A 24,646-nucleotide genomic window follows, 5' to 3' on the forward strand; every position below is an offset into this window, starting at 1 on the left:
GCGGCTCACAAACGGCGCCGCAGAACGACCGAGTCCCACCCCTCCAGGAGTTCGGGCGCCCCCACGCCCGAATCGCCGGCCTGAGCGGCCGGCAGCGAGGAGAGAAGCAGCCGCTCGGCGTCGGCCCACCGGCCCAGGTCGAGCCCCTCGGCCGCCAGCCGCGCCCGCAGCGCGGAGCCGTTCCCCGTCTCCAGCCCCTCCCGGGTGCATGAGGCGATCAGCAGGACCAGCTCGCGCCCGCCGTCGGCCCCCACGTGCTCGCGCAGCACCACCCAGGAGTCGGCCGAACCCGCGTCCAGCAACCGGAAAGTGCCCAGTGCCACGGCGTCATCCTCATGCCGCAGCGCGATAAGCGAACGGTAGTGCTCGAAGACGCTTCCGGGCGCACCCACCTGGCTCGCGGCGTTGATCTCGGTGTAGTTCGCGGTCACGTCGATCCACGCCGTTCCCGCGGTGAAACCGGCCTGGGCTCCGTCATCCCACTGGACGGGGGTACGGGCGTTGTCGCGGGAGTTGGCCGACAGACTCGCCAGCACCGCCTCCGGGTCGTCTCCCGCGGCCACGCGCTCGCGGTAGTGATTGATCGACTCCAGGTCCCGGTAGTCCTCGATGCCGGCGAAGACGGTGTTGGTCTGCCCGAGCTCCTCGCCCTGGTAAACGTAGGGCGTGCCACGGTGCAGGTGGAGGATCGAGGCGAGGGTCTTGGCGCTTATCTGCCGCCAGGCGGGATCGTCGTCGCCGAAACGGGAGACGGCGCGGGGCTGATCGTGGTTGTCCCAGTAAGTAGAGTTCCACCCCGTCTCCCGGACGATGCGACCGACTCCATCGGTGAGGGGGGCGAGAGCCGCCTGCCAATCGGCGAGGTTGCGTTTGAGGGTCACCAGGTCCACCGGCCGTGGATCGAACTTGCCGCCCGGGCCGTTCGCCAGGGTCACGTGCTCGAACTGGAAGACCATGTCGACCTCGGCCCGCGCCGGGTCGGTGTAGCGCGGCGCCTCGGCCAGGGTGACCCCCGGCATCTCACCGACGGTGATGATGTGCCCGGCCCGCGGCGCGAAGACCGCCTCATTCATCTCATGGAGGAACTCATGAATGCGCGGCCCGTTGACCACCAGGGAAGCACCATCGCCGTACAGGTCGCCCGGCCCCTGCGCGCCGTCGGTCAGCGGATAGGTCTTAGAGATGAAGTTAATGACGTCCATGCGGAACCCGTCGACGCCCCGGTCCAGCCACCGCCCCATCATCTCGTAAACGGCTCGACGGACGTCCTCATTCTCCCAGTTCAGGTCGGGCTGCTTAGGGGAGAACAGGTGGAGGTAGAACTCGCCGCTGCCCTCGTCCCACGTCCAGGCCGAGCCGGAGAAGAAGGAACCCCAGTTCGTCGGCTCGGTGCCGGAGGCCCCCGGCTCGAGCCCGGGCGCTTCGCGGGCTGGCCGCCAGATGTACCAGTCGCGCTCGGGGCCGTCCTTGCGGGCGCGGGAGGCGCGGAACCACTCGTGCTCATCACTCGTGTGGTTGACCACCAGGTCCATCATCAGACGCATGCCGCGTGCGTGCAGGCCCGAGATGAGCTCGTCGAGGTCGGCGAGAGTGCCGAAGAGCGGGTCGATGTCCTCGTAGTCGGAGATGTCGTAGCCGTTGTCGTCCTGCGGGGAGCGGCAGACGGGACTCAGCCACACGACGTCGACGCCGAGCTCATCGAGGTGATCCAGACGCCGGGTGATGCCGGGGATGTCGCCGACGCCGTCGGCCCCCGAGTCCTGGAAGGAGCGCGGGTAGACCTGGTAGACGACGGCGCGGCGCCACCAGTCGGCATCGTCTCCGACGTGACGGGGCGAGAGGACGAAGGGCGAGTGGTTCATGATGCCGACCTTACGGGCACGGGCGGTCCGATGACGACGGCGGTGGTGCGCGGCGGACGGTTGTCGACCGAGGACCGGCCCCGGGCCGGGGAGGACTCCTCCGCGGAATCGAAACCGGCCTCGTCGAGCCGCAGCCGGTCCGGGCCGGCGGAGGGCCGCCAGGAGGACCGGTGCATCTCGGGCAGAATGTCGGCATGGCAGACACCCGACCGCAGGCCCGCGACTTCGGCGGTTCCGGCCCGTGGGCCGGACTCAGCGACACCCAGCGCGCGATCGTCCTGGCGCTGCTGCGCCACGGACGTCTGTCGCGCCCCGAGATCATGAAGCTCGTCGGCATCTCTCCTGGTTCGATCACGCGCCTGACCACTCCGCTCGTGGATAACGGGATCCTCATGGCCCGCACCGAGCGGACGGCCTGCACGGGACGCCCCCAGTCCCCCCCTGGAGGTGCGCGCCGATGCGGAGAGCATCATCGGAGTGAACCTGTCGGGCGAGTCCCTGATCGCCGACCTGCACCTGAACGTTCTGGCCACGGCGCGTCGCACATTGCCCGGTCACGCCCCCGCCGACGTCGTCGCGTCACTGACCGATGCCGCAATCGAGCTGACCCGTTCCCGGCCGGACGCCCCCGCCCCGTCCTGCGCGAGCGTGAGCCTGGGCGCCGCCGCCACCGATGAGCGCACGATCACCGACGCGGTGTTCCTGGGCTGGCACCGGGTTCCCCTGGCCGAGCTCGTCAAAACGCGGCTGCGCATGCCGACGGCGGTCGGCAACGATCTGGCGGCGATGACCCTCCAGGAGGCCTGGTTCGGCGCGGGGCGCGAGCACGACCGCCTGGTCCTGATCACGGTCGGCGCCGGCATCGGCTTCGGGCTGGTCGTGGGCGGTGAGGTCATCACGACACCGGACGCCGAGCTCGGCCTCGTGGGCGGGATCCCGGTCGCCGGTGACGGCCGGCCGGCGACATCGCTCCCGGCGATGGACTGCCTGACCAGCCCGGCCATCGAGCGCGCGTGGAGCGGGCAGGGGCGCCCTCCGCTGCCCGCGGCCCGGGTCGTGGACCTGGCGAAGCGGGGCGAGGCGGCCGCGGTGGCGATCTGCTCGTCCTACGCGCGCCGCGTCGGCCGCTTGATCGCCATGGCGGCCGCCTTCGCATTGCCCGACGTCGTCGTGGTGGCGGGCGAGAGGGCCGAGGTGGCGGCCCTGTTCGAGGATCAGGTCATGGTCGGCACGGCATCGCTCAGACGCCCCGACGCGGCCCCCATCGACATCGTCGTGCGCGAGCACGATCGCGTCAGCTGGGCGCGGGCGGCGGCGGCGCTGGCGCTGAGAGCCCGGGCCGAGGGCCGCCTGTAGCGGGCAGCACGACGGAGAGCTCAGGAGTCCGCGCCCGGCGCGGGTCCGAGCGTGCCGCCCTCGCGCCAGACGACCGGCAGGACGACGCGCGCCGGCCCGGGCCCGTCGGCATTCCCGGTGCCCGACCCGTTCGGCCGCCCGGCGTCGTCCCCCGTCGCGCTGACGAGCGCAACGGCTTGGGCGGCCTTGTCGTCGACGGACTGAGCCACGGCGGTCAGCGGCGGGTCGCAGTAGGTGGAGACCTCGAAGCCGTCGAACCCGACGACCGAGACGTCCTCGGGCACTCGGGCACCGGCCCGGCGCAGGCCGGCGACTACTCCCATGGCCAGAACATCGCCCGAGGCGAGCACGCCCGTCACGCTCCGCTCCCCCGAACCGGCAGCCGTCACCCGTCCGCCCAGTTCAGTGCCGGCGCGCACTCCGGAGGCGAAGTTCACCTCCGCCCCGATCACCTCCGGGGCGTCCACAGCCCCGCCCCCGGCGGCGCCGGCGAGCAATCCGTCTTTCAGGCCGTTGAGTCGGGCCTCGACCACGGGCGAGCCGAGGCCGACCGGACCGATGAAGGCGACGCGCCTGTGGCCCAGGCGCGCGAGGCGCTCTCCGACGCGTCGGGCACCGCCAGCGTCGTCGATGTTGACCGAGCCGAGAACCTCCCCGCCCGCCGCGACCATCTGAGGACTGTAGGAATCGACGAGGACGACGGGCGCCTCCGCCCCGGTCAGCAGAGGATGTACCGGCGGCGGAACCGTGCCGAGGCAGATCACGCCGCAGACCCTCCAGGCCCGCAGGCGGTCGACCACCTCATCGGGGCGGTCGGAGTGCGCCCCGCAGAGCATGAGGGAGTACTCCGCCCGGCGGGCGGCGCACTCGCATGCGCCGACGAAGGCGGACTCATGGCTGGCGGTCAGGGCGGGCAGGCCGTCACCGGCGCCGTAGACCAGCGCGATGATGCGCGAGGAGGAGCCGGCCAGGGTGCGAGCCTGGGCATTGGGGACGTAGCCGAGGGTCTCGATGGCCCCCCGTACGCGTTCCCGGGTGGCAGGGGACACCTTATGCTCGCGCCCGTTGACGACATTGGAGACGGTCATGGCGCTCACGCCGGCGAGGGCTGCGACATCGCGCAGAGTCGTCATGCTCGCCCCTCCTCCGAGGATTGACCTCCTGGCGCCTCCAACGTAGCATTCGCCCTAGTTTACCGCGAAACCTTTTGCGGCGTCTCGTATGAAAGGCCATCGATGTCCTCCCCTCTCTCCGACGCCCCGGCGGAGCCCCGCCCGGCCCCCGCCCGGCCGGAGGCCGTCGTCCGCGTGGGCGACGACGTCCGCTTCACCGTTCTGACCGATCGGCTCATCCGCATGGAGCGCTCCGCATCCGGCGCGTTCACCGACGCCGCCACCCAGCTGGTCGTCTCCCGCGACCTGGGGGAGGTGCCCGCCTTCAACGTGCGCCGCGGCGAGGACCGCGTCGAGATCCTCACCGAGCACCTCCATCTGACCTACCAGCCCTCACGGGGCTTCTCACGCTCGGGGCTGAGCGTGACCATGCGCACCGCGGTCGTCAACCTGCACGGCGGGACCTGGCGGTTCGGGGACGAGTGGGATCCCGACGAGACGTTCCCGACCAACCTGGGCGGCACCTGCCGCACACTCGACGACATTGACGGCCGGGCGCGTCTGGGCCCCGGCATCCTCTCCCTGACGGGCCTGGCCGTCATCGACGACTCCGCGTCCCTGCTCCTCCAGGAGGACCAGTGGGTCCGGCCGCGCCCGGGCACGAGCCCTATTGACGGCTCGACCGGCGACCGCGACCTGTACCTGTTCGGCTACGGACAGGACTACCGGGGGGCTCTGCGCGACTTCTTCGCCCTGACCGGCCCCGTCCCGCTGATCCCGCGAGCGCTCCTGGGCAACTGGTGGAGCCGCTACCATCGCTACACTGAGGAGTCCTACCTCGCTCTCATGGACCGCTTCGCGGCCGAGGGCCTCCCCTTCTCCGTGGCCGTGCTCGACATGGACTGGCACCTGGTGGACATCGACCCGGCGATCGGCAACGGGTGGACCGGCTACACCTGGGACCCCGAGCTCTTCCCCGACCCCCGGCGCTTCCTGGACGCCCTGCACGACCGCGGCATGCAGGTCACGCTCAATCTTCACCCCGCCGCCGGCGTCCGGCGCCATGAGAGCGCTTACGGACCGATGATGCGCCGGCTCGGCGGGGACCCGGCCTCGGGCGAGGCCATCGCCTTCACCATCGGAGACAAAGACTTCACCGCCGCCTACCTCGAGGAGGTCCACCACCCTCTGGAGGATGAGGGCGTCGACTTCTGGTGGCTCGACTGGCAGCAGGGCGGCGACACCGACATCCCGGGTCTGGACCCGCTGTGGATGCTCAACCACGTCCATTACCTGGACTCCGGGCGCCGGCGCACCCGCACCGGGGCGGACGGGCGGACGGAGCACTACCGCCGTCGCCCCGTCACCTTCTCCCGCTTCGCTGACGCCTCCAGCCACCGTACGCCCATCGGCTTCTCCGGGGACACCATCACCACCTGGGACTCGCTGCGCTTCCAACCCGAGTTCACGGCCACCGCCGCGAACATCGGCTACTACTGGTGGTCCAACGACATCGGCGGGCACATGTTCGGCCATCACGACGACGAGATGGCGGCTCGCTGGGTCCAGCTGGGCTGCTTCTCCCCCATCAACCGCCTCCACTCGACGGACTCGGTGTTCAACTCCAAAGAGCCGTGGCGCTACAGTCGCGACGCCCGCGCCACCATGAGCGCCTACCTGCGGCTGCGCCACCGCCTCGTGCCCTACCTGTACACCTGGGCGCGCCGCGCCCGCACCGAGAGCATCGCGCCCGTACGCCCCGTCTACCACGATGCGCCCAAAGCGCCGGGCGCCTACTTCAACCGCACCGAGTTCCTCTTCGGGGACCTGCTCGTCGTGCCCGTCGTCCACAGGGCCGACCCGGTCAGCGCCCTGGCCCAGGAGCGGGCGTGGCTGCCTCGGGGCATCTGGTTCGACCTGCCCACCGGACGACGCTACGAGGCGCTGACCGACGACGGGCGCTCGCTCGTCCTGTCCCGGCCTCTGGATCGCGTCCCGGTGCTCGCCCGGGCCGGGAGCGTCGTCGTCACCGCCGGGGACATCGGCGAGGCCGCCGGGGACAACCCCCGCAGCCTGTCAGTCCTGGTGGTGCCGGGTGCCGACGGCGAGTTCGTCCTGGAGGAGGACGACGACTCCCCCGAGCCGGGAGCGGACGCCGTCGTGCGCACCCGCTTCTCACTGTCCTGGGACGAGCGGGCCGCCACGGCCCGTCTGAGGATCGTGCAGGAGGGGCCCGACGGCGTCGTCCCCGCCGAGCGCGAGGTCACGGTCCGCCTCCTGTCCGCGGGCGGCGCTCGGCTGCGCGCGAACTCAAGCGGAGCCGGCGGGGCGCAGCGGGAGCCGGTTATCGCGCGCCGGGAGGCGGACGGCTTCGCACTGGGCGCTGGCACCGACATCGCCCTGGGAACCGTGCGCCCCGCCGACGGCGTCGAGCTCTCCCTGGCCGGAGTGCGCACCGAGCCGCCGTCCACGGCCGACGAGATCCTCTCCATCCTCGAACCCGTCCGGATCGCCTATGAGACCAAGGACGCGGCCTGGCGGGTCGTCGCCTCGGGGGCGAGGGGCGGAGCCCTCCTGGGCGGCCTGCGGGCGGCCGGTCTCCCCGACGACGTCCTGGCGGCCATTACCGAAGTCGCCGAGACCCCCGAGGCGGCCGGAGCCAGCGCCGACAGACAGGAGGCCCCGTGAGCTCCGCCCCATCTCCCGCCCCGAGCCCCGGGCTTCCTCTGACCGGTCGCACCGTCGTGGTCACCGGGGTGAGCCGACGCGCGGGTATCGGGCACGCCGTCGCCTGCCGGGCCGCCGATCTCGGCGCATCACTGCTGTGCCACCACTTCTCCCCCCACGACGCCGAGCAGCCCTGGGGCGCCGACTCCGTCGGGGCGACGCTCGACTCCGTACGAGGTCATCTGGTGGCCGGAGCACGGCTCATCGACATCGAGGCCGACGTCCGCGACCCTGAGGCGCCGCAGGCCGTCATCGAATACGCGGTCCGATCCTTCGGCACTGTCGATGCCCTCGTGTGCAACCAGGCGTCATCCGGTCGCGATGGCGCCCTGGAGCGGATCACCGCGGCCGACCTCGACCACCACTGGGCCGTGGACGCGCGGGCCTCGCTGCTGCTCGTGCAGGCCTACGCCGAGCATGCCGCCGGCCGCTACGAGGCGGAGCCCGGCGGTGGGAGTGGCGAGAGCCGTGAGAGCGGCGAAGACGCAGTCCTGCCGGGATCGGTCGTGCTCATGACCTCCGGCCAGGGCCTAGGGCCCATGCCCGAGGAGATCGCCTACTGCACCGCCAAGGCGGCCCTGGCCGGGATCACGCCCTCGCTCGCCGCAGGCCTGGCCGAGCGGGGGATCCGCCTCAACTCCGTCAACCCCGGCCCGGTGGACACCGGCTACATGGACGCCGCGACACTGCGCGCGGTCGACGCCATATTCCCCTCGGGTCGCACGGCCCGGCCACAGGATCCGGCCCGGCTCATCTGCTGGCTGCTCACCGATGACGCCTCCTGGGTGACCGGCCAGGTCATCAGCGCTGAGGGCGGTTTCAGACGCTGAGCTCGCCGGCTGCGGCCGCCGATCCCCGGTCGGCCAGGGACGCCCTCACCATCAGATGCTCGACGGCGGCCTGAGGCTCCGCCAACCGCTGTAGGAGAAGCTCTCCGGCGCGCCGGCCTATGCGTACTCGCCCCACGCCGACTTCCGTGGCGAGCCGTCCGTCCGGCGAATACGGCACGGCCTGTCCCATGGAAACCACTGAGAAGTCGTCAGGCACACCCACGCCGTGCGACCAGGCGGCCGCCAGAAGCCCTTTGAGGGCCTCCGGATTATTGGAGACGACAGCCGTGCATCCCCGAGGCAGACGTCTATCGGTCAGCAGACTCGCCCCGGCCACGACACTGTCCGCCACCGTGCGGCGCAGCACCTCCACGTCCAGAACCCGCGCCGCCCGCTCCACGGCATTTTTCTGGGCGAGGAAGGCATTGGACCTCTCCCGGGTGATCCGTCGAGCGAGGAAGACGACCCGCCGATGTCCCAGTGCCATGAGATGTCCCAGGGCGCACTTCGCCATCTGCCGGAAGTCAACGTCGATGCTCGGCGTCCCGGACGTGCCTGAGGTGCCGATGAGCACGGTGGGCACATGCTCCTCAGTCAGGATCCGCTCGCGCTCATCATCGTGGGCGACGTCCATGAGGATTGCGGCGTCCAAAGTTCTGGAGCGCACGAGCCGGACTAAGTCGTCCCCGGCAGTGCTCGCTCCGGAAAGCGGAACCACGACGTGGATCCCCTCGGGCTCAATGCGTTGACGCACCCCGTCGACGTAATCTAGGTCGTTGACATCGATGGAATGACGCTGAAGTCGGAACAGCACGCCCACAGTGCGCGCCGAGCGAGCGGCGAGCATCGAAGCATGGCTGTTGGGATGGTACCCGAGTTCCTCAATAGCGCGGTGCACCCGCTCGCGGGTGCCGACGCTCGTGGATCGCGTCCCGGTGAGGACGTAGGTCACGGTCGATGGCGAAACTCCAGCGAGACGAGCGACATCCGCCCGCGTAGCCCCCATACCCCCTCCTCGTCGCGATCAAGCGGGCGGCGGCCGCCTCGATGCGGAATGAACGGAGAGCATCGCGGCGGCCGTCGCCCGGGTGAAGAGATGCGATCACCAGTTACTGCTTGATTCCACCGGCCGCCAGGCCGGCGACGATACGGCGTTGGAAGAGCAGCACCATGATGACCAACGGCAGGGTCATGATGACGCCGGCCGCCATTTGCGAACCGAACGGAGTGTTGAACTGCGAGTCCCCGGTAAACTTCGACAGCATCACGGTCGCGGGTTGCATATTGGAATTGATGATCATCGTGACGGCGACGAGGAATTCGTTCCAGGCACCGATGAAAATGATGATGGCAGTGGTGAAGATACCGGGCGCCGCAATCGGAAGAATGATCTTGCGAAAGGCCTGACCGGGCGTGCAACCGTCAACCATGGCTGACTGCTCGAGCTCCTGGGGCATCTGCCTGAAGAAACTGGTCAGATTCCATACGGCCAACGGCAACGAGAAGGACAGATCGGGGATGATCATTGCCTGGTAAGTGTTGGTCCACCCCCAGTCTGAGAAATTCTTCAGCAACGGCACGATGATCGCCACGAGCGGGAACATCGATGTGGCCAGCACTACGAGCAGTAGGGCACTCTTGCCACGGAAGTCGAGACGAGCCAAAGCATAGGAGGCGAAGGTCGCGACCACCAGCGCCACGACGGTCACGACGACCGACACGATCAGGGAGTTGATCAGCCCTCGGCCGAAGTGGTTCCCGGAGGAGAACACGGCTCCGTAGTTATCAAAAGTGGGATGACGCGGCCACCAGGTATTCTCGAATATCTCGTCATCCGGCCGCAGGGAGGAGACGACCATCCAGTAGAAGGGAGCCAGGCAGTAGATAACGATGAAACCGATGCCGACGGTGGACCAGATACCGACCCAGGGGGTCTTCTTCCTGTTGCCTCGAATAGCGGTCTGTGCGGCGTCCCGGGCAGCCGAGGACGATGCAGAAGCGAGTGATGCGGAGACGTCTTCAGTACTCATGCCTGACTCCTGATATCGGAGGACGATGTGGATGCGGCGGCGACCGTCGGACGATGACGCCTGGGCAGGAAGACGGAGACCGGGAGTTTGCCGTTTCTCTCCTTCTTTTTCTTTCTCTCCGCTCCCGCTCCGAGGTCAGCACCGGTGATCTTGACGAAGGCGAAGGCGAAGATGAAGACGTACAGGAAGAGGATGAGAGCGTATGCGGCCGCGGATCCGTATCTCACGTTGTAGGCCTCGTCCTGGACCAACATGGAGATCGTCTCGACCGAGCCCTTACGCGCGCCGATGAGGATATAGGGCAGGTCGAACATACGCAGGGCATCGAGAGCGCGGAAGAGAACCGCCACAGCGAGCGCGGGCTTGACCAGAGGCAGGGTGATGCTGGTGAAGCGCCTCCAGGCGTTCGCACCGTCGATCTTCGCGGCTTCGTACACCTCATCCGGAATGATCTGGAGCCCGGCGAGGGTGAGCAGCCCGATGTAAGGGGCGGTCTTCCACACGTCGGCAATAATGACCGCCGCCTTGGCCGGGACGTTCTCCGAGGCCCACATGATGTGGTGACCGAGGATGGCATTGGCGACACCCTCCTGGCTGAAGATCCAGCTCCATAAGATGGCTGAGACAGCGGTGGGAATAGCCCAGGGAACCAGGATGGCGGCGCGCACGAAGCCGCGCCCGCGCATCGCCTTGTGCATGATGATCGCCATGGCGACGCCCAGGGCCGTCTCCAGGACGACGGTGACCACGCTGAAGAGCGTCGTATTCCAGGCGGCGATCCAGAAGCGCTCGCCCGCGGAAGTGAAAATATCGGTGTAATTCTTCAGGCCGACGAAGGGGGCAACCTTGGAGACGAACCCGGTCGTCTTGTCCAGTCCCGCCTTGCCGTAAAGCGACTGCTGGAGGGACTGGAGGACGGGAATAATAATGACGATCGTCAGGACTACGATCGTAGGCGTCAGAAGCATCCAGGCGAGGCGCGACTGCGCCCGGCTGGACCTCGACCTGCGGTTGACGGTCTTCGATGAGACGGTCTTCAATGAAGGTTCTGATTCTTCTGCTGTGCTCATGGATGTCCCTCACTTAGAGCGGGCCTGCAGTGACGAAATAGTCAGTTCACGGCCGGGTCGACGGGAACGGCCGCGAACCGAGGCCCCACCCCGTCGAACTACTCAGAGGTCTCAAAATCCTCAGAGAGCGGGGCCTCGCCGGGGGATCAGTCGGACAGCTCCTTCAGCTTGTTCTCCAGGCCGCTAATCGCATCCTCGGCCGTGGTCTGCTGCTGGATCGCAGGGAAGAAGGCGTCCTGAATCGCCGCGGTCACGTCTCCGTAGGCGACGGCCTTGGGACGAGCCCGGGCCGCGTCGAGAGAGGAACGCAGAGTCGGCAGATACGGATACTTCTGAAGCATATCGGCGTCTTCATAGAGGGAGCCGAGGATGGGCGCGTTCGACTGCTTGTCGAGCATGTACAGCTCGGACTCCTTAGCGGTCCACCACTTGATGAACTTCAAAGCGGTTTCCTTGTTCTTCGAGAAGGCAGAGACGCCGCAGTAGTGACCACCCAGAGCGGATATGAAGGTCTTACCGTTGAGGCTCGGCAGAGCAGCCACGCCGAACTTGTCATCGCCGAGGTTCTCAAGGTTGTTGGCGTACTGGTAGGGCCACTGACGGTAGAAGAGCACATCACCCTTCTCGAAGGCATTACGGCCGTCCTCCTCCTTCCATTCCAGGGCGGCCTGGGGAATGTAACCGTTCTTGAATCCATCCATGATGTTCTGCAAGCCCTCGATGGACTCGGGCGAATTGACGACGACCTGGTTCTGATCATCGAAGAAGTCACCGCCAGCGGTGTGGATGAACTCGCTGGAGCAGCAAGTCAGACCCTCGTACTTGGCGAACTGACCGCCGAAGCCACCGATCTCCTCGTGCCCGGAAACCTGACGCACCGCATCGACCGCGGACTTGATCTCGTCCCAGGTGGTGGGGACCTCTACTCCCGCCTCCGTCAAGAAATCCTTGCGGTAGTACATGAGCGGGGCATCGGTCGCATAGGGCATGGCGTAGAGCTTATCCATGTAGCAACCGGCATCCCAGACCGGCTGAATGATGTCGTCGTTCTTGAGCTCGTCCATGGGCAGCTCGAGGATCCACTGGTTGGCAGCGAACTCGGCGACCCACACGACGTCCACGGAAATGACGTCGTAGGCATCCGATTGGGTCTGGGCGTTGTTGATCAGAGACTGACGCTGCTGGTCCGCCTCGGAGGAGAGCTCGACGAGGGTGACCTGCTCGTCCGGGTTCTCACTGTTCCATTCATCGATGTGCGCCTGCACCATGCCCGAGGAGAAGTCCTTGCCCTGAACCCAGGTGATCGGCCCCGTACCGGAGAAGTCGGCAGTCGCGCCGCCGCCCTGACCGGAGTCGCTCTTGGAGCAGGACGCCGCAGCCCCGAGAGCCGCAACGAGGGCCGAGCCTTGGATGAACCGACGCCGTGGAAGCGAGGTAGTCATCTGTAGTTTCCTCCTTGAAACATCATGAAAATGTCATGAACAGGTACGGCGGGAACGCCGTCGGGAGACTCGTCATCGACGCGCGTCGACGACAGGGGCGAATGCAACAGTAGGCCCGCCTCGCCCGAGACGGCACCCGAACGCCCAGACCGTTATCAATTCGTTATCTTCGTCTTCGACCGACCTTGTCGGTGCCGCCTGGTCTATTGCTCGTCCCCGACAGCTCGGGCATGGTGGTCGACGTGGGCATGTTCGTCCTCCAGCGCGGTATCGGCATGCTCCTCCACCGGGGAGTCCTCGTCATCGTCATCCAGTATGCTTCGCCGGCCTCGGGCAACTCGTGGAGGAACTGGCCGCGATCACATCCGCCCCCAGACCCGCCGGTAGGCTCGGCTCCGTGATAGAACCCGTGAGACGGGAGACCTCCATGGACACCCCCTTCGCCTCCGCCCAGCCCTACTTCGCCGGGGACGCGCGCACCAACCGCGAGCGCATGCTCGCCGGCGACTGGTACGTCTCCGATGACCCGGACAATGCCCGGATCGCCGCGCATGCGCGCCGCGAGCTCCATCTCTACGAGCGCGCCTTCGCCATGGGCGAGCCCGACGCGCAGGATCACTTGCGCTCGGCCCTGCCCCGCCTGGCGCCCAGCGCCTGCCTGCTGCCACCGGTACGCGTGGACTACGGGGACAACATCATCGTCGGCGAGGGCACGTTCGCCAATTACGGGCTCACGGCCCTGGACGTTGCCACCATCATCATCGGAGCGCACTGCCAGATCGGTCCGAACGTCCAGCTGCTCACCCCCATCCACCCTTTGGAGCCGACACCACGGGAGGTCGGTCTGGAGAGCGCCGACCCGATCACGCTCGGCGACAACGTGTGGCTGGGCGGAGGCGTCATCGTGTGTCCGGGTGTGACGATCGGCGATAGGTCCGTCATCGGAGCGGGATCGGTGGTCACCAGGGACATTCCGGCGGATTCGCTCGCCGTGGGAAGCCCGGCGCGTGCAATCCGCGCGCTGGACGAGTCGACATTCGGCCCCCGCCATTGAGACACAGCTGACGCACAGCGCAGGGGCGGTGGTCATCCGGTGCGCTCTCGCTTACCATCCGCACCGGAATCAGCACAGTTCCCCACGAATCCCCTCGAGGCCGACACGATCACCATGACTACCGAATCCTTCTCAGACCTGGCCGCCTCCCGGCACTCGGTGAGAGACTTCCTGCCTGACCCGGTGCCCGATGAGCTGCTTGACGCGATCCTGGACGACGCCCGGCAGGCACCGAGCTGGTCCAACACCCGCCCCTTCATGCTGGCCCTGGCCACCGAGGAGCGTGCCGACCGGCTGCGCGGGGCCTACGTCGCCGAGTTCGACAAGACGCTCAGCGTCCAACACAGGGAGCGCGGCGCGATGGCCAGGCTGGTGCTGACCGGCAACCTCCCCGACGGTGACTACAAGGTGTGGGCGCCCTACCCGTCCGACCTCAAACCCCACCAGGTCGCGGTGGCCAAAGGCCTGTACGACCACCTGGGGATCGCGCGCGAGGACCACGAGGCCCGGGACGCGGCTAACCGTCGCAACTGCGAGGCCTTCGGCGCGCCCGTCATGGGCTTCGTCCTCATCCACAAGGGGCTCATGCCCTTCGCCGCTCTCGACGCCGGAATCATGCTCCAGACGCTGTTCCTGTCGGCCAAGGCTCACGGCGTCGACTCGTGCCCGCTCGGGATCCTCGCCGCCTGGCGCGGCCCACTCGATGCCGAGTTCGAGATTCCGGACGACTACCGGCTCATCACGGGTTTCGCTCTGGGATACGCCTCCGGGGAACCGGTTAACGACTTTCGGGCCGAGCGGCGGCCGGTGCGCCTGGCGGCGCCTCGCTCATGAGCCGGCTACGACGGTGCGCCGACTGCGCGGCGGCACGAGCATGCCTCGGCGTCGAGCCGTGAGGAGCACCACCACTCCGGCTACGGTGCACACGACAACGGTCACGACCGACCCCTCCACGCCCATGTCCCCGCCGGTGAGCCAGTCCGGGCCGGAGAAGGCCGCCTCGAACAGACCTCTGCCCGAGCCCGTGCCGGAGATGTCGGAGCCGAAGATGCCGCCTTGGACGAAGTTCCACGCCGAGTGCACTCCGATGCTCAACCACAGGCGACGGGTGAGCAGGTAGCAGGCGCCCAGCAGCAGCCCGGCCTCCAGGACGATGGCGAGGCAGTCGTACAGGCTCGCCTCAGGATTGAACAGGTGCAGGAGGCCGAAGATGAAAGAGGTCAGCGTCAGCGCCCACAGACTGCCCAGTCGCGTCTCAATGAGCCGCAACGCGACTCCGCGCATGAGCATCTCCTCCGTGAAACCACCTAGGACGCCGGCTTCGGCGCCGACGAGAATGCCCTCCGACCAGCCGACCCGGCTGATGCGGTAGGCGCCCACCAGGGCGAGAATCCCGAAGACAGCGCACATGAGACCGGTGCCCAGCCCCATCCCGACCGCCAGCTCGTGCAGCGCATCGGGCCCGCTCATCTCGAACGCCCGGCGGCGGGCGGTCCAGCGGATGAGGAGCCGGTAGCCCCACACGGTCATGACGACGCAGACCGCGCATTCCGCGAGCACGACGGCTACAGCGGCGGCCGGCCCCGGCAGCGCGTGCCCGACTGTCGGCTGCAGAGCGGGCCGGACGCCGTAGACGATGATCTGGATGAGGAGGAACAGCAGAACACCAGCGATCGCCTGAATCCAGAGGCGGCGCCCGCCCGAGTCCGGGATCGTCGATGAGTCGGGCGCGTAAGGGACCTGTGTCATGGTGCTCATGACACCATATACTCTCGCCCCTTCTCTTCCGCGGTGCCATCACCAGGAGTCGGAGACGGTGTCACCACCCCGGCGTGCACGCGCGGCATTGGCGGGGCCCGTCAGCCCGATCCGCCGCAACCGCCGGCCCCGCCCCTCAGATCTTGGTCAGCGGGGCCAGGCGCAGGACGAGGCGCTTGGTGACGGCGGCGCCGTCGACGACGAACTCGACGCGCGCCACCGTGGACCGCCCCGACCCCTCCAAACCGACGACGGTGCCCTCGCCGTAGGAGGTGTGTCGCACTCGGTCTCCCGCCCTGAGCCCGGCCACAGCCTCCGGCAGGGCCTGGGCGGCGTCACATTCGCCGCCGTCGAGCCTGACCGGCTTACCCCGGGCTGCGAGCCGTTTGGCGCGTCGGGCCTCGGCGCGGTCCTTGGGTGTCTCGACCCGGCCGAGCCTCCCGGTCCGCGCGCCGCGCCGCCCGGAGCCGATGGCGGGGCCGAAGTCGTCATCGTCCGAGCCGCCGGCCGTTCCCGTCCCGGCCCGGCGTCCGCCACGGGATCCGCGTCCCGAGCCGAAGCCTCCGTCGCCCCAGCCGGCGCTCCCGCCCCGCAGTGCGTCCATGGAGGAGGCGATCCGCTTCCAGTCCATGATCTCGGCGGGAATGTCATCGAGGAACCGGGAGGCGGGCATGGCGTTGGCGGCGCCCCACGCCGAGCGGACGGCGGCGCGGGTGAGGCAGAGGCGCCTGCGGGCGCGGGTGAGGGCCACGTAGGCCAGACGACGCTCCTCGGCGAGCTCGGTCTCCTCGGCCAGGGCGCGGGCGTGCGGGAAGGTGCCGTCCTCCAGACCCGTGACGAAGACGACCGGGAATTCCAGACCCTTGGCGGTGTGGACGGTCATGAGGGTGACCTGCCCGGCCTCCTCGGCGGCGGCCGCCGCCTGCCGCTCGGCCTCGGTCATGGCGGCGAGGTCGGCGGAGGCGGGCAGCTGGTCGGAGTCGGCCACCAGGCTCACCCGCTCAAGGAAGTCGGCCAGGGTGCCGTCGGGGTTGGCGGCCTGGAACTCGGAGGCGACCGAGTGCAGCTCGGCGAGATTCTCCACACGCGTGGCGTCCTGCGGATCGTCGGAGGCGCGCAGCTCGGCGAGATAGCCGGAGGTGTCCAGGGCGGAGTCGAGGACGTCGGCGACACCGTCGTCCGCGGCGAGCTGGCCGCGCAGGCCGGTGAGCAGCTCGTGGAAACGGGTCACTTGCGTGCGGGCGCGCGCGGTCAGTCCCTCGACGGCGGGCGGTTCGACGCCGGGCGCCTCCAGGTCGCCGGCTTCGGCGCCGCTGCTGGCCGGCCGCGGCTCCCCGGCTGCGTCGGCAACGGCGGTCCCGAAGGAGACGCCGTGGCGGGCGGCGTGCTCAGCCAGGACGGCCTCGGCCTTCTCCCCCAGGCCGCGCTTGGGCACGTTGAGGATGCGGCGTAGGTTGACGTCGTCGTCGGGGTTGTCAACAGCGCGCAGGTAGGCGATGGCGTCCTTGATCTCTCTGCGCTCGTAGAAGCGGGTCCCGCCGACGACCTTGTAGGGCTGGCCGGAGCGGACGAAGGCCTCCTCCAAGGCGCGCGACTGTGCATTGGTACGGTAGAAGACGGCGACGTCGCGGGGCCGCACGCCCTCGGTGTCGGCGAGCCGGTCGATCTCGGAGGAGATCCAGCGGGCCTCGTCGTGCTCGGAGTCGGCGACGTAGCCGACGACCTTGGGCCCGTCGCCGGAGTCGGTCCACAGGTTCTTCTCTCGTCGCCCGGGGTTGCGGGAGATGACGGCGTTGGCGGCCGACAGGATGTTCTGGGTGGAACGGTAGTTCTGCTCCAGCAGGATGGTGCGGGCGGCCGGGTAATCCTGCTCGAACTCCTCGATGTTGCGTATGGTGGCGCCGCGGAAGGCGTAGATGGACTGATCGGAGTCGCCGACGACGGTCAGCTCCCCGGGCGGCGGGGCCGAGCCCGCCCCGGAGGTGCCCGGGCCGCCGATGAGCTCGCGCACGAGGACGTACTGGGCGTGGTTGGTGTCCTGGTACTCGTCGACGAGCACGTGGCGGAAGCGACGCCGGTACATCTCGGCGACGGCGGGCCGGTTCTGGAGCAGGGACACGGTGCGCATGATGAGGTCGTCGAAGTCGAGGGCGTTGGCGGCATCCAGCCGGGCGGCGTAGGCGCGGTAGACCTCGACGAGGTGGCGTTCGAGGGGGTTGGAAGTCACAGCCTCCTTCGCGTACTGCGCGGGGGTGACGAGCTCGTTCTTCAAGTCCGAGATGCGGTGGGCGAAGGTCTTGGGGGTGAATCGTTTGGAGTCGATGCCGAGCTCGCGCACGATGAGCGTGATGAGGCGGGTGGAGTCGGCGGAGTCGTAGATGGAGAATGTGGAGCGCAGACCGGCGGCGTCATGCTCTCGGCGCAGGATGCGCACGCAGGCGGAATGGAAGGTGGAGACCCACATGCGCTGGCCGACCGGCCCAACCAGGGCCGTGACGCGCTCGCGCATCTCGGCGGCGGCCTTGTTGGTGAAGGTGATCGCCAGGATCTCACCGGGGCGGGCTCGGCCGGTGGCGAGCAGGTGGGCGATGCGGTGGGTGAGCACCCGGGTCTTGCCGGACCCGGCGCCGGCGATGACGAGCAGGGGCGAACCGGCGTGCGTGACGGCCCGCTCCTGGGCGGGGTTGAGGCCGGTGAGGAGCTCGGCCGGGTCGGCGACGCCCCGGGCGGCCGCACCTGTGCTGCGGGACGAGGTCGCATCGTCCGGCCCGCCGTCGCGGGCGCGGGCGGCCGCGGCAGCGGCTTGGGCGCGGGCGACGAGTGCGGCGGTCTCGTGCTGCCGATTCTCCCAGGCGTCGGCCTCGGCCTGCTCGACTGCGGTGGGGACGTAGACGTCGGGATCGTCGTCCTCGTCCTCAGCGGGCGGCTCGGCATCGTCCCAAGGCTCGTCCCAGCCCTCGGCGGGGGCCAGCGCCGGCAGCGCCGCCTCGGGCGGAGGCGGGAAGACGGCCCCGTTCCGGCCGGGCATGGGCAGAGCACCGAAGAGAGAGTTCATCGCGTTCATCGTGGGGCCAAGCCTAGGCCAGGCCAGCGATGCCGTCCGCACCCACCAACTCCATCCCGGTCTTGACAGTACCCTGTCAAGATTGACAGGGTACTGTCAACGGATCGAGGACACTGAACAGGAAGAAGCCGGAAGTGCGCACCATCGCTCTCTACGCGACCGAGACCATGGCGGACTGGGAGTACGCCTACCTCACCACCCAGATCGCCGGTGCGGAGCAGCTCAAGCCTGGACGTTTCCGGCTGCTGCTCGTGGGCGACGGGGTGGAACCCGTCCGCACGCTCGGGAACCTGCCGCTCACGCCGGAGGCCGACCTCGACGCCCTGGATGCGCTGACCGGCGATGGCTCGCTCGCCGCCCTGGTGATACCCGGTGGCGACCACTACGCCGCCGGGCACGAACGACTCATTGAGACGGTCGGCCGCCTCGTGGCCGAGGCGATTCCGGTGGCGGGGATCTGCGGCGCCACTCTCCTGCTGGCCCGCGCCGGCCTCTTGGACGATCGCCGACACACCTCGAATGCCGCCTCGTACCTTGAGGCCAGCGGCTACCTCGGTGGCGGGCACTACGTGGAGGAGCCGGTGGTGACCGACCGGGGCATCACGACGGCCTCGGGCATCCACGCCGTCCCCTTCACCGCCGAGGTCATGCGAATCACCGGACTGGTACCCGACTCAATGGCCGACTCCTGGGAAAGGCTGTTCCTGAGCGGCGACGAGAAGAGCTACGCAGCCCTGATGGAGGCGACCAGTGCCTGGCAGAACGCCTGAGGGAGATGCCCTGACGGCCCTGGTTCTTCCCATCTTCACGCTCAACGGGGAGATTCTTGAGGCGGCAGCGACCATCACAGCGCTTCATGAGCTCACCCCGGCCCGGTGGCAAGTGCTGGGCGCTGTCCTGGACGAGTCGCTGCCAGTCGCCGAGATCGCGCGCCGAGTGGGGCTGACCCGTCAGAGCGTGCAACGGGTCGCCAACGACGTCGTCGCACAGGACTGGGCGCACTGGCAGCCCAATCCCGGGCGTCGCGGACAGAACTTGCTCGTCCTGACGCCTAAGGGCCGTCAGGCGGTTGCTGCTCTGGCCAAGGAGCAGCACGCCTGGGCCAACACCGTCGGGCAGGAGATCGGGGAGAAGGACCTGAAGATCCTGGGGACGCTGATCAGCAGGCTCACTGACGCATCGCGCTGCTACCGGCAGGCCGCCGGAGCGGCGTCGTAGCGGTGGCAGGCAGCAGTCTGCCCCTACCCGCACCAGGCGCTCCTCGGGCGCCGAGGAGCTACGTGTGTCCAAATCTGCCGCAAAGGGGCTCCAGTACCTCTTACCTCGACCTCGAGAACCGCAGAATCGTGCGGTTTCTCTTTGCTGATATACACCCGGTCAGGGGTTTCGTGGCAGATTCGGACATTGTCCGGATGGTTCTGGGTTTCCCGTACCAGCCACCGCAGCAGACGGACTCCGTGAAGGAAGCTGCTCACCAAAACGCTAGTCCTTGCGCAGCCCCCACAACGAAAGAGCGGGAGAATCAGAGCGGCCGGGTCTCGGTGATGACGAAGTGCTGCTCGCAGCGGCTGATGAGCCAGGCGCCGTCCACCAGCACCGGAGTGTCACCGGAGTGTCACTGTAGCGAATCGAGTGGTCCACGACGACGTCCTTCCCGTCCTGCTCCTGCCCAACACTGACGCCGGGCATGGTGGAGGTTCCCACCTCGATCCAGACCCCGCGTCCGATGAGCAACGGGTGGCAGTTGAGGACGGTGACGCCGTCGAGGGCGCCGGGCTCATCGGCGCGGGTGGCGGCGAAGAGCGCCTCGAAGTCGGCCACCGGCGCGCCGGAGGCGCTGAAGACCTCCACGGTGCGGCGGGCGCCGGAGGGATTGGTGATGCCCTCCAGGAGGACCTGGGCGATGTGGTGGCGGTCGACGCCGGGCCGGCCGGTGATGAGGTCGCCCTGACGCAGGTCGAGCGCCGGTCGCCGGGGCCCTGGTAGTCGGGGCGCACGATGGTGTAGGGGTGACCCGAGGCGCGCACCAGGCGCTCGGCGCGGCGCTTCCACTCGACGAAGCCGTAGGAGCTCGGGCCCGCCGAGTGGCTGGCGTTCATCGCGGTCATGAGGCTGATGTGCGCGTTGTTATCACCCAGGGCGTCCAGGAGCGCGGGGATGGCGGCGTAGAAACTGCTTTCACCCTCGCCGTCCATGTCGCCGCCGTGGGTGAGGACCACCGCGTCGACGCCGGCCACGACGGAGCGCAGGTCGTCGGCGGAGGAGGGCGAGGCTTCGACGACCTCGACGCCGCCCGGCAGTGAGCGTTGGGCGCGCGCCGCGTTACGGCTCTGGGCGCGAACGGCGAAGCCGCAACTGAGCGCCTCCTCGACGACGACGCGACCGACCTGGCCAGTGGATCCGATGACGAGAACAGTGGACATGGACAGCCTCCGTTGCGGTAGTGAAGTGAGCTCATCGCCGCTCTCCTGGCGGCAACCGGAGCCGCACCAGAAAGCGGCACTCGGTCGATCATCGATCGTGCCTGCCGGCGCTCCCGTCTGCTAGGCCCTACCAGGGCCATGCACTCCGGCGTTTCTCCCAGCCACTTCCCAGGATCTCATCGGGGCGACCCCTTGCTCAAACTATTACGAATTTCGTATTATTCGTTTCACGTTATAGTTCCGCATACGCGCGGCTGTCACGCCGTTGGACGAGTCCGAGGAGGCTTCCGTGAGTCGAGCGATCGAGTACACAAGATTCGGCGGACCAGAGGTCCTGGGGGAGGTCGAGCGCCCGGCGCAGGCACTCGGCGACGGAGAAGTACGCATCGCGGTGCACGCCGTCGGACTCAATCCCGCCGACTTCAAGACTTTCAAAGGCGACCTGCGACCGGTTGAACGGATCCAGCGCCTCATTCATCCTCGACGCTGGTTCGAGAGATCATCCGCCCACTTCCCCAGAGGAGTGGCCCGAGACTTCGCGGGAGTCATCGACGCAGTCGGCGCGGGCGTCACGGACCTCGCCGTGGGCGACGCCGTGCTGGGTACCTTGCGAAGCGCACCCGGCCAGGCCGACACCCGCGGAGCACTCACCACCGAGCTGGTGGCACCCGCCGACGACGTCATCAAGAAGCCGACCTCGATGTCGTTCACGCAGGCGGCCTGCCTGGGTGTTGCCTCGCAAACCGCGTACGGCGCGTTCAGGCAGCTGAACCTGCACGGCGGCGACGTCATCGTCATCAGTGCCGCCGCAGGCGGTGTGGGCTCGATTGCCGCTCAGCTCGCATTGAGCCGAGGGGCCACCGTCATTGGAATCGCCGGCGCTCGCAATATCGCCTACCTCCGCTCTTTGGGCACCATTCCAGTCCCCTACGGCGCGGACCTGACACGCCGAGTTCGTGAAGCGGCTCCGTCGCCTGTCACCAAGCTCCTGGACTGCTACGGGCATGACTATGTGACGCTGGGGCGTGAGCTCGGTCTGCCCAGGCGTTCCATCGGCACCCTGGTTCCCTCGCCCGCGGCGATACTCAAAGGCGCGCAGTTCACCGGCTCACGACACAGCAGTGGACGCGGCGACCTCGAGGAGGTGGCGCAGCTGGTGGCGGACGATGTCATCACGGTCGAGATCGCTCATACTTACTCTTTCACGGTTGAGCAGGTTCGCGCTGCCTACACCGACCTGATGACGGGGCACGTCCGTGGCAAGCTCGTCGTCGACCTATCCTGACACTCGTCCACGTTCATCCCGATCAGGAGGATCGCTTGAGCAGACGGATTCACGATCAACGTCTCATCCGGGCGCTGCGCGCCTTGAACAGCGAGCTGGCCGCCAGCAACCGCGCTGTTGCGGCGCGAACAGGACTCAATGACAGCGATCTGGCTGTGCTCGACGTCCTGCACCGCGACGGTCCGCAGACCCCCACCTCTCTCGCCCGCCGAACCCGGATGGGTACGACAACGATGACGAGTGTACTGCGGCGACTCGTCCGCGATGGCTGGGTTGAGCGTCGCCCCAGCGAGACGGATCTGCGTTCCTTCACCATCCACGCCACAAGCGTTGATCGTCTCGCCGAGATATTCCTGCCCGCCAACCGGAGACTGACCGCCCTGGTCGAGAACTGGCCGGGCAGCCAGGTCGATCAGCTCATTGAGTTCCTGGAGGACGCCACCACGGTGATCCACGAGTCGGCGGACCCGCTTTCCAGAGACAACACCCAGGAGCCATAACAACTACGGCATAGGGCGTATAGACACCGTTAACCCGCTTGGGGCTGCTTACCGAACGGCACGCAGGTAGCGGTCGCGGCCGGTGAGGTCCTGACCGGTCTCGGCCTGCTCGAACCCGGCCTCGAGCGCGGCCGCCCGCAGCAGGGCCCCCTGCTCGTGGTCGTGCTCCATGACGAGCACACCGCCGGTACGCAGCAGGGCGACCGAACGCACGAGGACGTCGACGGGAATGTCCAGCCCGTCGGGTCCCCCGCCGTAGAGCGCCACGGCGGGCTCGTGCCGGGACGTCTCGGCATCCTCCACGGCGCCGGCGGGCACGTAGGGCGGGTTGGAGACGACGACGTCGACCTGCCCGTTGAGGTCATGGAGGACCAGCGGGTCGGTGGCGTCGGCGTGGATCACCTCGACGCGTCCGGGAACCAGCCGCTCGCAGTTCTCACGGGCCAGGGCCGCGGCCGTCTCGCTGATCTCGACGGCGACCACCCGAGCGCCCCGCACCTCCTCGGCGACGCAGGCGGCGATCGCACCCGATCCGGTGCACAGGTCAGCGGTCAGGACCACTCCCCCGCCGCCGGCCATCGCCTCACGGGCGGCCTCGATGGCGGCACCGGCCACCACCTCGGTCTCCGGGCGCACGATGAACACGCCGGGGCGGCTGATGAGCTCGGCACCCCGCAGCCACATGCGTCCGATGACGTGCTGAAGAGGCTCGCGGCACTCCCGGCGCAGCACCAACGCGTCATAGGCGGCCGAGAAGTCGCCGTCGGCGCCGTCGGCCAGCGGCAGAGGCCGCCCTAGAAGGTGCTCGGCCAGGATCCGGGCGTCGACCTGGGGGCTGGTCACCCCGGCCGCCGCCAGCCGACCGGCCGCCTGGCGCACCAGCGCCCGCAGGCCGTAACGGTCCACCGCGCCCGCAGGCGCGCCGCCGCACACCTCAGGAGCCACTGCCCTCACTCACCTGGGATAACCGTTCAGCCTCGTCCATGGCGATGGCAGAGGCGATCACCGGGCCGAGGTCGCCGTCGAGGACGGCGTCGAGGTTGTAGGCCTTGAAGCCGGTACGGTGGTCGGCGACGCGATTCTCGGGGAAATTGTAGGTGCGGATGCGCTCGGAACGGTCGACGGTGCGCACCTGTGAGCGGCGGGCATCGGCCTCCTGCTCGGCCGCGGCTGCGGCGCGTTCAGCGAGCAGACGAGCGCGCAGCACGCGCATGGCCGCCTCCTTGTTCTGCAACTGGGATTTCTCATTCTGCATGGAGACGACGATTCCGGTGGGCAGGTGAGTGATGCGCACGGCCGAGTCCGTGGTGTTGACGGACTGCCCGCCCGGACCGGAGGAGCGGAAGACGTCGATGCGCAGATCGGCGGCATCGATCGCGAGTTCGCCGGGGTCGTCGGCCTCGGGCATGACGAGCACGCCGGCGGCCGAGGTGTGGATACGACCCTGACTCTCGGTAACGGGGACGCGCTGGACGCGGTGGACGCCGCCCTCGTACTTCAGGTGCGCCCACACGCCGTCGGAGGGCTCGACGGCGCCGCGAGCCTTGATGGCCAGGCGCACGTCCTTGTACCCACCCAAGTCGGAATCGGTGGCGTCGAGGACCTCCACGGCCCATCCCTGACGCTCGGCGTAGCGGGTGTACATGCGGGCCAGGTCGGAGGCGAACAGCGCCGACTCCTCACCGCCTTCACCGGCCTTGACCTCGATGATGACGTCGCGGGCGTCGTCCGGATCGCGTGGGACGAGGACTTCGCGCAGACGGTCGGCGGCCGCTGTCTCGACCCGGGCGAGCTCCGGCAGTTCGGCTGCGAAGTCGGCGTCGTCGGCAGCTAGATCGCGTGCGTCGGCCAGGTCCGCCGAAGCGGCCCGCCAGGCGCGGTAGGCGCTCACCACCCGGCCGAGTTCGGCGTAGCGACGTCCCAGACGCCGCATGGCATTCGGATCGCAGGCGACGGCGGGGTCAGCCATATTGCGCTCGAGGCCTGCGTACTCGGCGAGCATCGGCTCGACGACGGAGAAGTCCTCACTCATGACTGTCCGGATGTCCTCGGAGCGTCGGGATGGTTCAAGATGGATCGAAACAGTGGCATCGGACACACGGATCGGCTCCTGCCGATCCTCGTGCTTCTGCG

The 24,646-nt window shown here is 68.4% G+C and carries 21 protein-coding genes and 2 pseudogenes; 11 read left to right on the forward strand and 12 right to left on the reverse strand.

The window, feature by feature from the left end:
- Positions 1-5 precede the first annotated feature (5 nt).
- Complete coding sequence (locus HMPREF9062_RS10270; RefSeq protein WP_009750068.1) at positions 6-1,862, reverse strand: alpha-glucosidase; 1,857 nt, start codon at positions 1,860-1,862, stop codon at positions 6-8.
- Positions 1,859-2,038, reverse strand: a complete 180-nt coding sequence (locus HMPREF9062_RS12645; protein WP_083820057.1) for a hypothetical protein — start codon at positions 2,036-2,038, stop codon at positions 1,859-1,861. The genes HMPREF9062_RS10270 and HMPREF9062_RS12645 overlap by 4 nt, the downstream gene beginning before the upstream one ends.
- An 18-nt stretch (positions 2,039-2,056) precedes the next feature.
- Here HMPREF9062_RS12645 and HMPREF9062_RS13860 point away from each other — a divergent pair.
- A pseudogene (locus HMPREF9062_RS13860) lies at positions 2,057-2,194 on the forward strand (hypothetical protein); the annotation flags it as partial.
- 145 nt (positions 2,195-2,339) lie between these two features.
- Positions 2,340-3,218, forward strand: a complete 879-nt coding sequence (locus HMPREF9062_RS10280) for an ROK family protein (RefSeq protein WP_156790023.1) — start codon at positions 2,340-2,342, stop codon at positions 3,216-3,218.
- Between the two features lie 20 nt (positions 3,219-3,238).
- Here HMPREF9062_RS10280 and HMPREF9062_RS10285 read toward each other — a convergent pair whose 3' ends face one another.
- A complete protein-coding gene (locus HMPREF9062_RS10285) occupies positions 3,239-4,351 on the reverse strand; it encodes a LacI family DNA-binding transcriptional regulator (RefSeq protein ID WP_009750071.1) in 1,113 nt (370 codons plus the stop codon).
- 102 nt (positions 4,352-4,453) lie between these two features.
- Between HMPREF9062_RS10285 and HMPREF9062_RS10290 the strand changes: the two genes are divergently transcribed.
- Entirely contained in the window at positions 4,454-7,018 is a 2,565-nt protein-coding gene (locus HMPREF9062_RS10290) for a glycoside hydrolase family 31 protein (protein WP_009750072.1), read from the forward strand.
- Positions 7,015-7,887, forward strand: coding sequence for an SDR family oxidoreductase (locus tag HMPREF9062_RS10295; protein ID WP_009750073.1), 873 nt, complete (start codon positions 7,015-7,017; stop codon positions 7,885-7,887). The genes HMPREF9062_RS10290 and HMPREF9062_RS10295 overlap by 4 nt, the downstream gene beginning before the upstream one ends.
- Here the strand turns inward: HMPREF9062_RS10295 and HMPREF9062_RS10300 are convergent.
- From HMPREF9062_RS10300 to HMPREF9062_RS10315, 4 genes are all read right to left on the reverse strand, one after another.
- A complete protein-coding gene (locus HMPREF9062_RS10300) occupies positions 7,877-8,893 on the reverse strand; it encodes a LacI family DNA-binding transcriptional regulator (protein WP_009750074.1) in 1,017 nt (338 codons plus the stop codon). The genes HMPREF9062_RS10295 and HMPREF9062_RS10300 overlap by 11 nt on opposite strands.
- A 103-nt stretch (positions 8,894-8,996) precedes the next feature.
- Entirely contained in the window at positions 8,997-9,917 is a 921-nt protein-coding gene (locus HMPREF9062_RS10305) for a carbohydrate ABC transporter permease (RefSeq protein WP_009750075.1), read from the reverse strand.
- The gene (locus HMPREF9062_RS10310) at positions 9,914-10,987 is read right to left on the reverse strand and encodes a carbohydrate ABC transporter permease (RefSeq protein ID WP_009750076.1); all 1,074 of its coding nucleotides are present in this window, start codon (positions 10,985-10,987) and stop codon (positions 9,914-9,916) included. Before HMPREF9062_RS10310 ends, HMPREF9062_RS10305 begins: the two co-directional genes overlap by 4 nt.
- A 146-nt stretch (positions 10,988-11,133) precedes the next feature.
- Entirely contained in the window at positions 11,134-12,429 is a 1,296-nt protein-coding gene (locus tag HMPREF9062_RS10315; protein ID WP_009750077.1) for an ABC transporter substrate-binding protein, read from the reverse strand.
- Between the two features lie 427 nt (positions 12,430-12,856).
- Here HMPREF9062_RS10315 and HMPREF9062_RS10320 point away from each other — a divergent pair, with 427 nt between their 5' ends.
- Both HMPREF9062_RS10320 and HMPREF9062_RS10325 read left to right on the forward strand, forming a co-directional pair.
- A complete protein-coding gene (locus HMPREF9062_RS10320; RefSeq protein WP_009750079.1) occupies positions 12,857-13,483 on the forward strand; it encodes a sugar O-acetyltransferase in 627 nt (208 codons plus the stop codon).
- Positions 13,484-13,597: 114 nt separating this feature from the next.
- On the forward strand, positions 13,598-14,317 hold the full coding sequence (locus HMPREF9062_RS10325; protein ID WP_034254182.1) for a nitroreductase: 720 nt from the start codon (positions 13,598-13,600) through the stop codon (positions 14,315-14,317).
- Here the strand turns inward: HMPREF9062_RS10325 and HMPREF9062_RS10330 are convergent.
- Positions 14,312-15,241, reverse strand: a complete 930-nt coding sequence (locus HMPREF9062_RS10330) for a CPBP family intramembrane glutamic endopeptidase (protein ID WP_009750081.1) — start codon at positions 15,239-15,241, stop codon at positions 14,312-14,314. The two genes, HMPREF9062_RS10325 and HMPREF9062_RS10330, sit on opposite strands and share 6 nt — an antisense overlap.
- A gap of 136 nt (positions 15,242-15,377) precedes the next feature.
- Positions 15,378-18,305 carry an ATP-dependent helicase gene (locus HMPREF9062_RS10335; protein ID WP_009750082.1) on the reverse strand — a complete coding sequence of 976 codons (2,928 nt, stop codon included), beginning with the start codon at positions 18,303-18,305 and terminating at the stop codon, positions 15,378-15,380.
- Between the two features lie 134 nt (positions 18,306-18,439).
- Between HMPREF9062_RS10335 and HMPREF9062_RS10340 the strand changes: the two genes are divergently transcribed.
- The 3 genes from HMPREF9062_RS10340 (at position 18,440) to HMPREF9062_RS13685 (ending at position 20,291) form a co-directional block, all read left to right on the forward strand.
- Positions 18,440-19,075 carry a DJ-1/PfpI family protein gene (locus HMPREF9062_RS10340; RefSeq protein WP_009750083.1) on the forward strand — a complete coding sequence of 212 codons (636 nt, stop codon included), beginning with the start codon at positions 18,440-18,442 and terminating at the stop codon, positions 19,073-19,075.
- On the forward strand, positions 19,056-19,523 hold the full coding sequence (locus HMPREF9062_RS10345; protein ID WP_009750084.1) for a MarR family winged helix-turn-helix transcriptional regulator: 468 nt from the start codon (positions 19,056-19,058) through the stop codon (positions 19,521-19,523). Before HMPREF9062_RS10340 ends, HMPREF9062_RS10345 begins: the two co-directional genes overlap by 20 nt.
- Positions 19,524-20,042: 519 nt before the next feature.
- The gene (locus HMPREF9062_RS13685; RefSeq protein WP_253270701.1) at positions 20,043-20,291 is read left to right on the forward strand and encodes a hypothetical protein; all 249 of its coding nucleotides are present in this window, start codon (positions 20,043-20,045) and stop codon (positions 20,289-20,291) included.
- 41 nt (positions 20,292-20,332) lie between these two features.
- Here HMPREF9062_RS13685 and HMPREF9062_RS13865 read toward each other — a convergent pair.
- Positions 20,333-20,728 (reverse strand): annotated as a pseudogene (locus tag HMPREF9062_RS13865) (NAD(P)H-binding protein); the annotation flags it as partial.
- Positions 20,729-21,017: 289 nt separating this feature from the next.
- Here HMPREF9062_RS13865 and HMPREF9062_RS10360 point away from each other — a divergent pair.
- Complete coding sequence (locus HMPREF9062_RS10360; RefSeq protein ID WP_009750087.1) at positions 21,018-22,013, forward strand: NADP-dependent oxidoreductase; 996 nt, start codon at positions 21,018-21,020, stop codon at positions 22,011-22,013.
- Positions 22,014-22,048: 35 nt separating this feature from the next.
- Positions 22,049-22,513 carry a MarR family winged helix-turn-helix transcriptional regulator gene (locus HMPREF9062_RS10365; protein ID WP_009750088.1) on the forward strand — a complete coding sequence of 155 codons (465 nt, stop codon included), beginning with the start codon at positions 22,049-22,051 and terminating at the stop codon, positions 22,511-22,513.
- A gap of 48 nt (positions 22,514-22,561) precedes the next feature.
- Here the strand turns inward: HMPREF9062_RS10365 and prmC are convergent, their stop codons facing one another.
- Together prmC and prfA are read right to left on the reverse strand one after the other, a co-directional pair.
- Entirely contained in the window at positions 22,562-23,458 is an 897-nt protein-coding gene (prmC, locus tag HMPREF9062_RS10370) for a peptide chain release factor N(5)-glutamine methyltransferase (RefSeq protein WP_009750089.1), read from the reverse strand.
- Positions 23,448-24,545, reverse strand: coding sequence for a peptide chain release factor 1 (prfA, locus tag HMPREF9062_RS10375; RefSeq protein WP_034254968.1), 1,098 nt, complete (start codon positions 24,543-24,545; stop codon positions 23,448-23,450). The genes prmC and prfA overlap by 11 nt, the downstream gene beginning before the upstream one ends.
- Between the last annotated feature and the right edge of the window lie 101 nt (positions 24,546-24,646).

It is taken from the genome of Actinomyces sp. oral taxon 448 str. F0400 (assembly GCF_000220835.1).
Classification (GTDB): domain Bacteria; phylum Actinomycetota; class Actinomycetes; order Actinomycetales; family Actinomycetaceae; genus Actinomyces.

What these genes read in the sequence shown, in the direction of transcription:
- HMPREF9062_RS10270 (WP_009750068.1), bottom strand. Translation starts at nt 1,862, where the DNA reads ATGAACCACTCGCCCTTCGTCCTCTCGCCCCGTCACGTCGGAGACGAT.
- HMPREF9062_RS12645 (WP_083820057.1), bottom strand. Translation starts at nt 2,038, where the DNA reads ATGCACCGGTCCTCCTGGCGGCCCTCCGCCGGCCCGGACCGGCTGCGG.
- HMPREF9062_RS10285 (WP_009750071.1), bottom strand. Translation starts at nt 4,351, where the DNA reads ATGACGACTCTGCGCGATGTCGCAGCCCTCGCCGGCGTGAGCGCCATG.
- HMPREF9062_RS10290 (WP_009750072.1), top strand. Translation starts at nt 4,454, where the DNA reads ATGTCCTCCCCTCTCTCCGACGCCCCGGCGGAGCCCCGCCCGGCCCCC.
- HMPREF9062_RS10300 (WP_009750074.1), bottom strand. Translation starts at nt 8,893, where the DNA reads ATGGGGGCTACGCGGGCGGATGTCGCTCGTCTCGCTGGAGTTTCGCCA.
- HMPREF9062_RS10305 (WP_009750075.1), bottom strand. Translation starts at nt 9,917, where the DNA reads ATGAGTACTGAAGACGTCTCCGCATCACTCGCTTCTGCATCGTCCTCG.
- HMPREF9062_RS10310 (WP_009750076.1), bottom strand. Translation starts at nt 10,987, where the DNA reads ATGAGCACAGCAGAAGAATCAGAACCTTCATTGAAGACCGTCTCATCG.
- HMPREF9062_RS10315 (WP_009750077.1), bottom strand. Translation starts at nt 12,429, where the DNA reads ATGACTACCTCGCTTCCACGGCGTCGGTTCATCCAAGGCTCGGCCCTC.
- HMPREF9062_RS10320 (WP_009750079.1), top strand. Translation starts at nt 12,857, where the DNA reads ATGGACACCCCCTTCGCCTCCGCCCAGCCCTACTTCGCCGGGGACGCG.
- HMPREF9062_RS10325 (WP_034254182.1), top strand. Translation starts at nt 13,598, where the DNA reads ATGACTACCGAATCCTTCTCAGACCTGGCCGCCTCCCGGCACTCGGTG.
- HMPREF9062_RS10330 (WP_009750081.1), bottom strand. Translation starts at nt 15,241, where the DNA reads ATGAGCACCATGACACAGGTCCCTTACGCGCCCGACTCATCGACGATC.
- HMPREF9062_RS10335 (WP_009750082.1), bottom strand. Translation starts at nt 18,305, where the DNA reads ATGAACGCGATGAACTCTCTCTTCGGTGCTCTGCCCATGCCCGGCCGG.
- prfA (WP_034254968.1), bottom strand. Translation starts at nt 24,545, where the DNA reads ATGAGTGAGGACTTCTCCGTCGTCGAGCCGATGCTCGCCGAGTACGCA.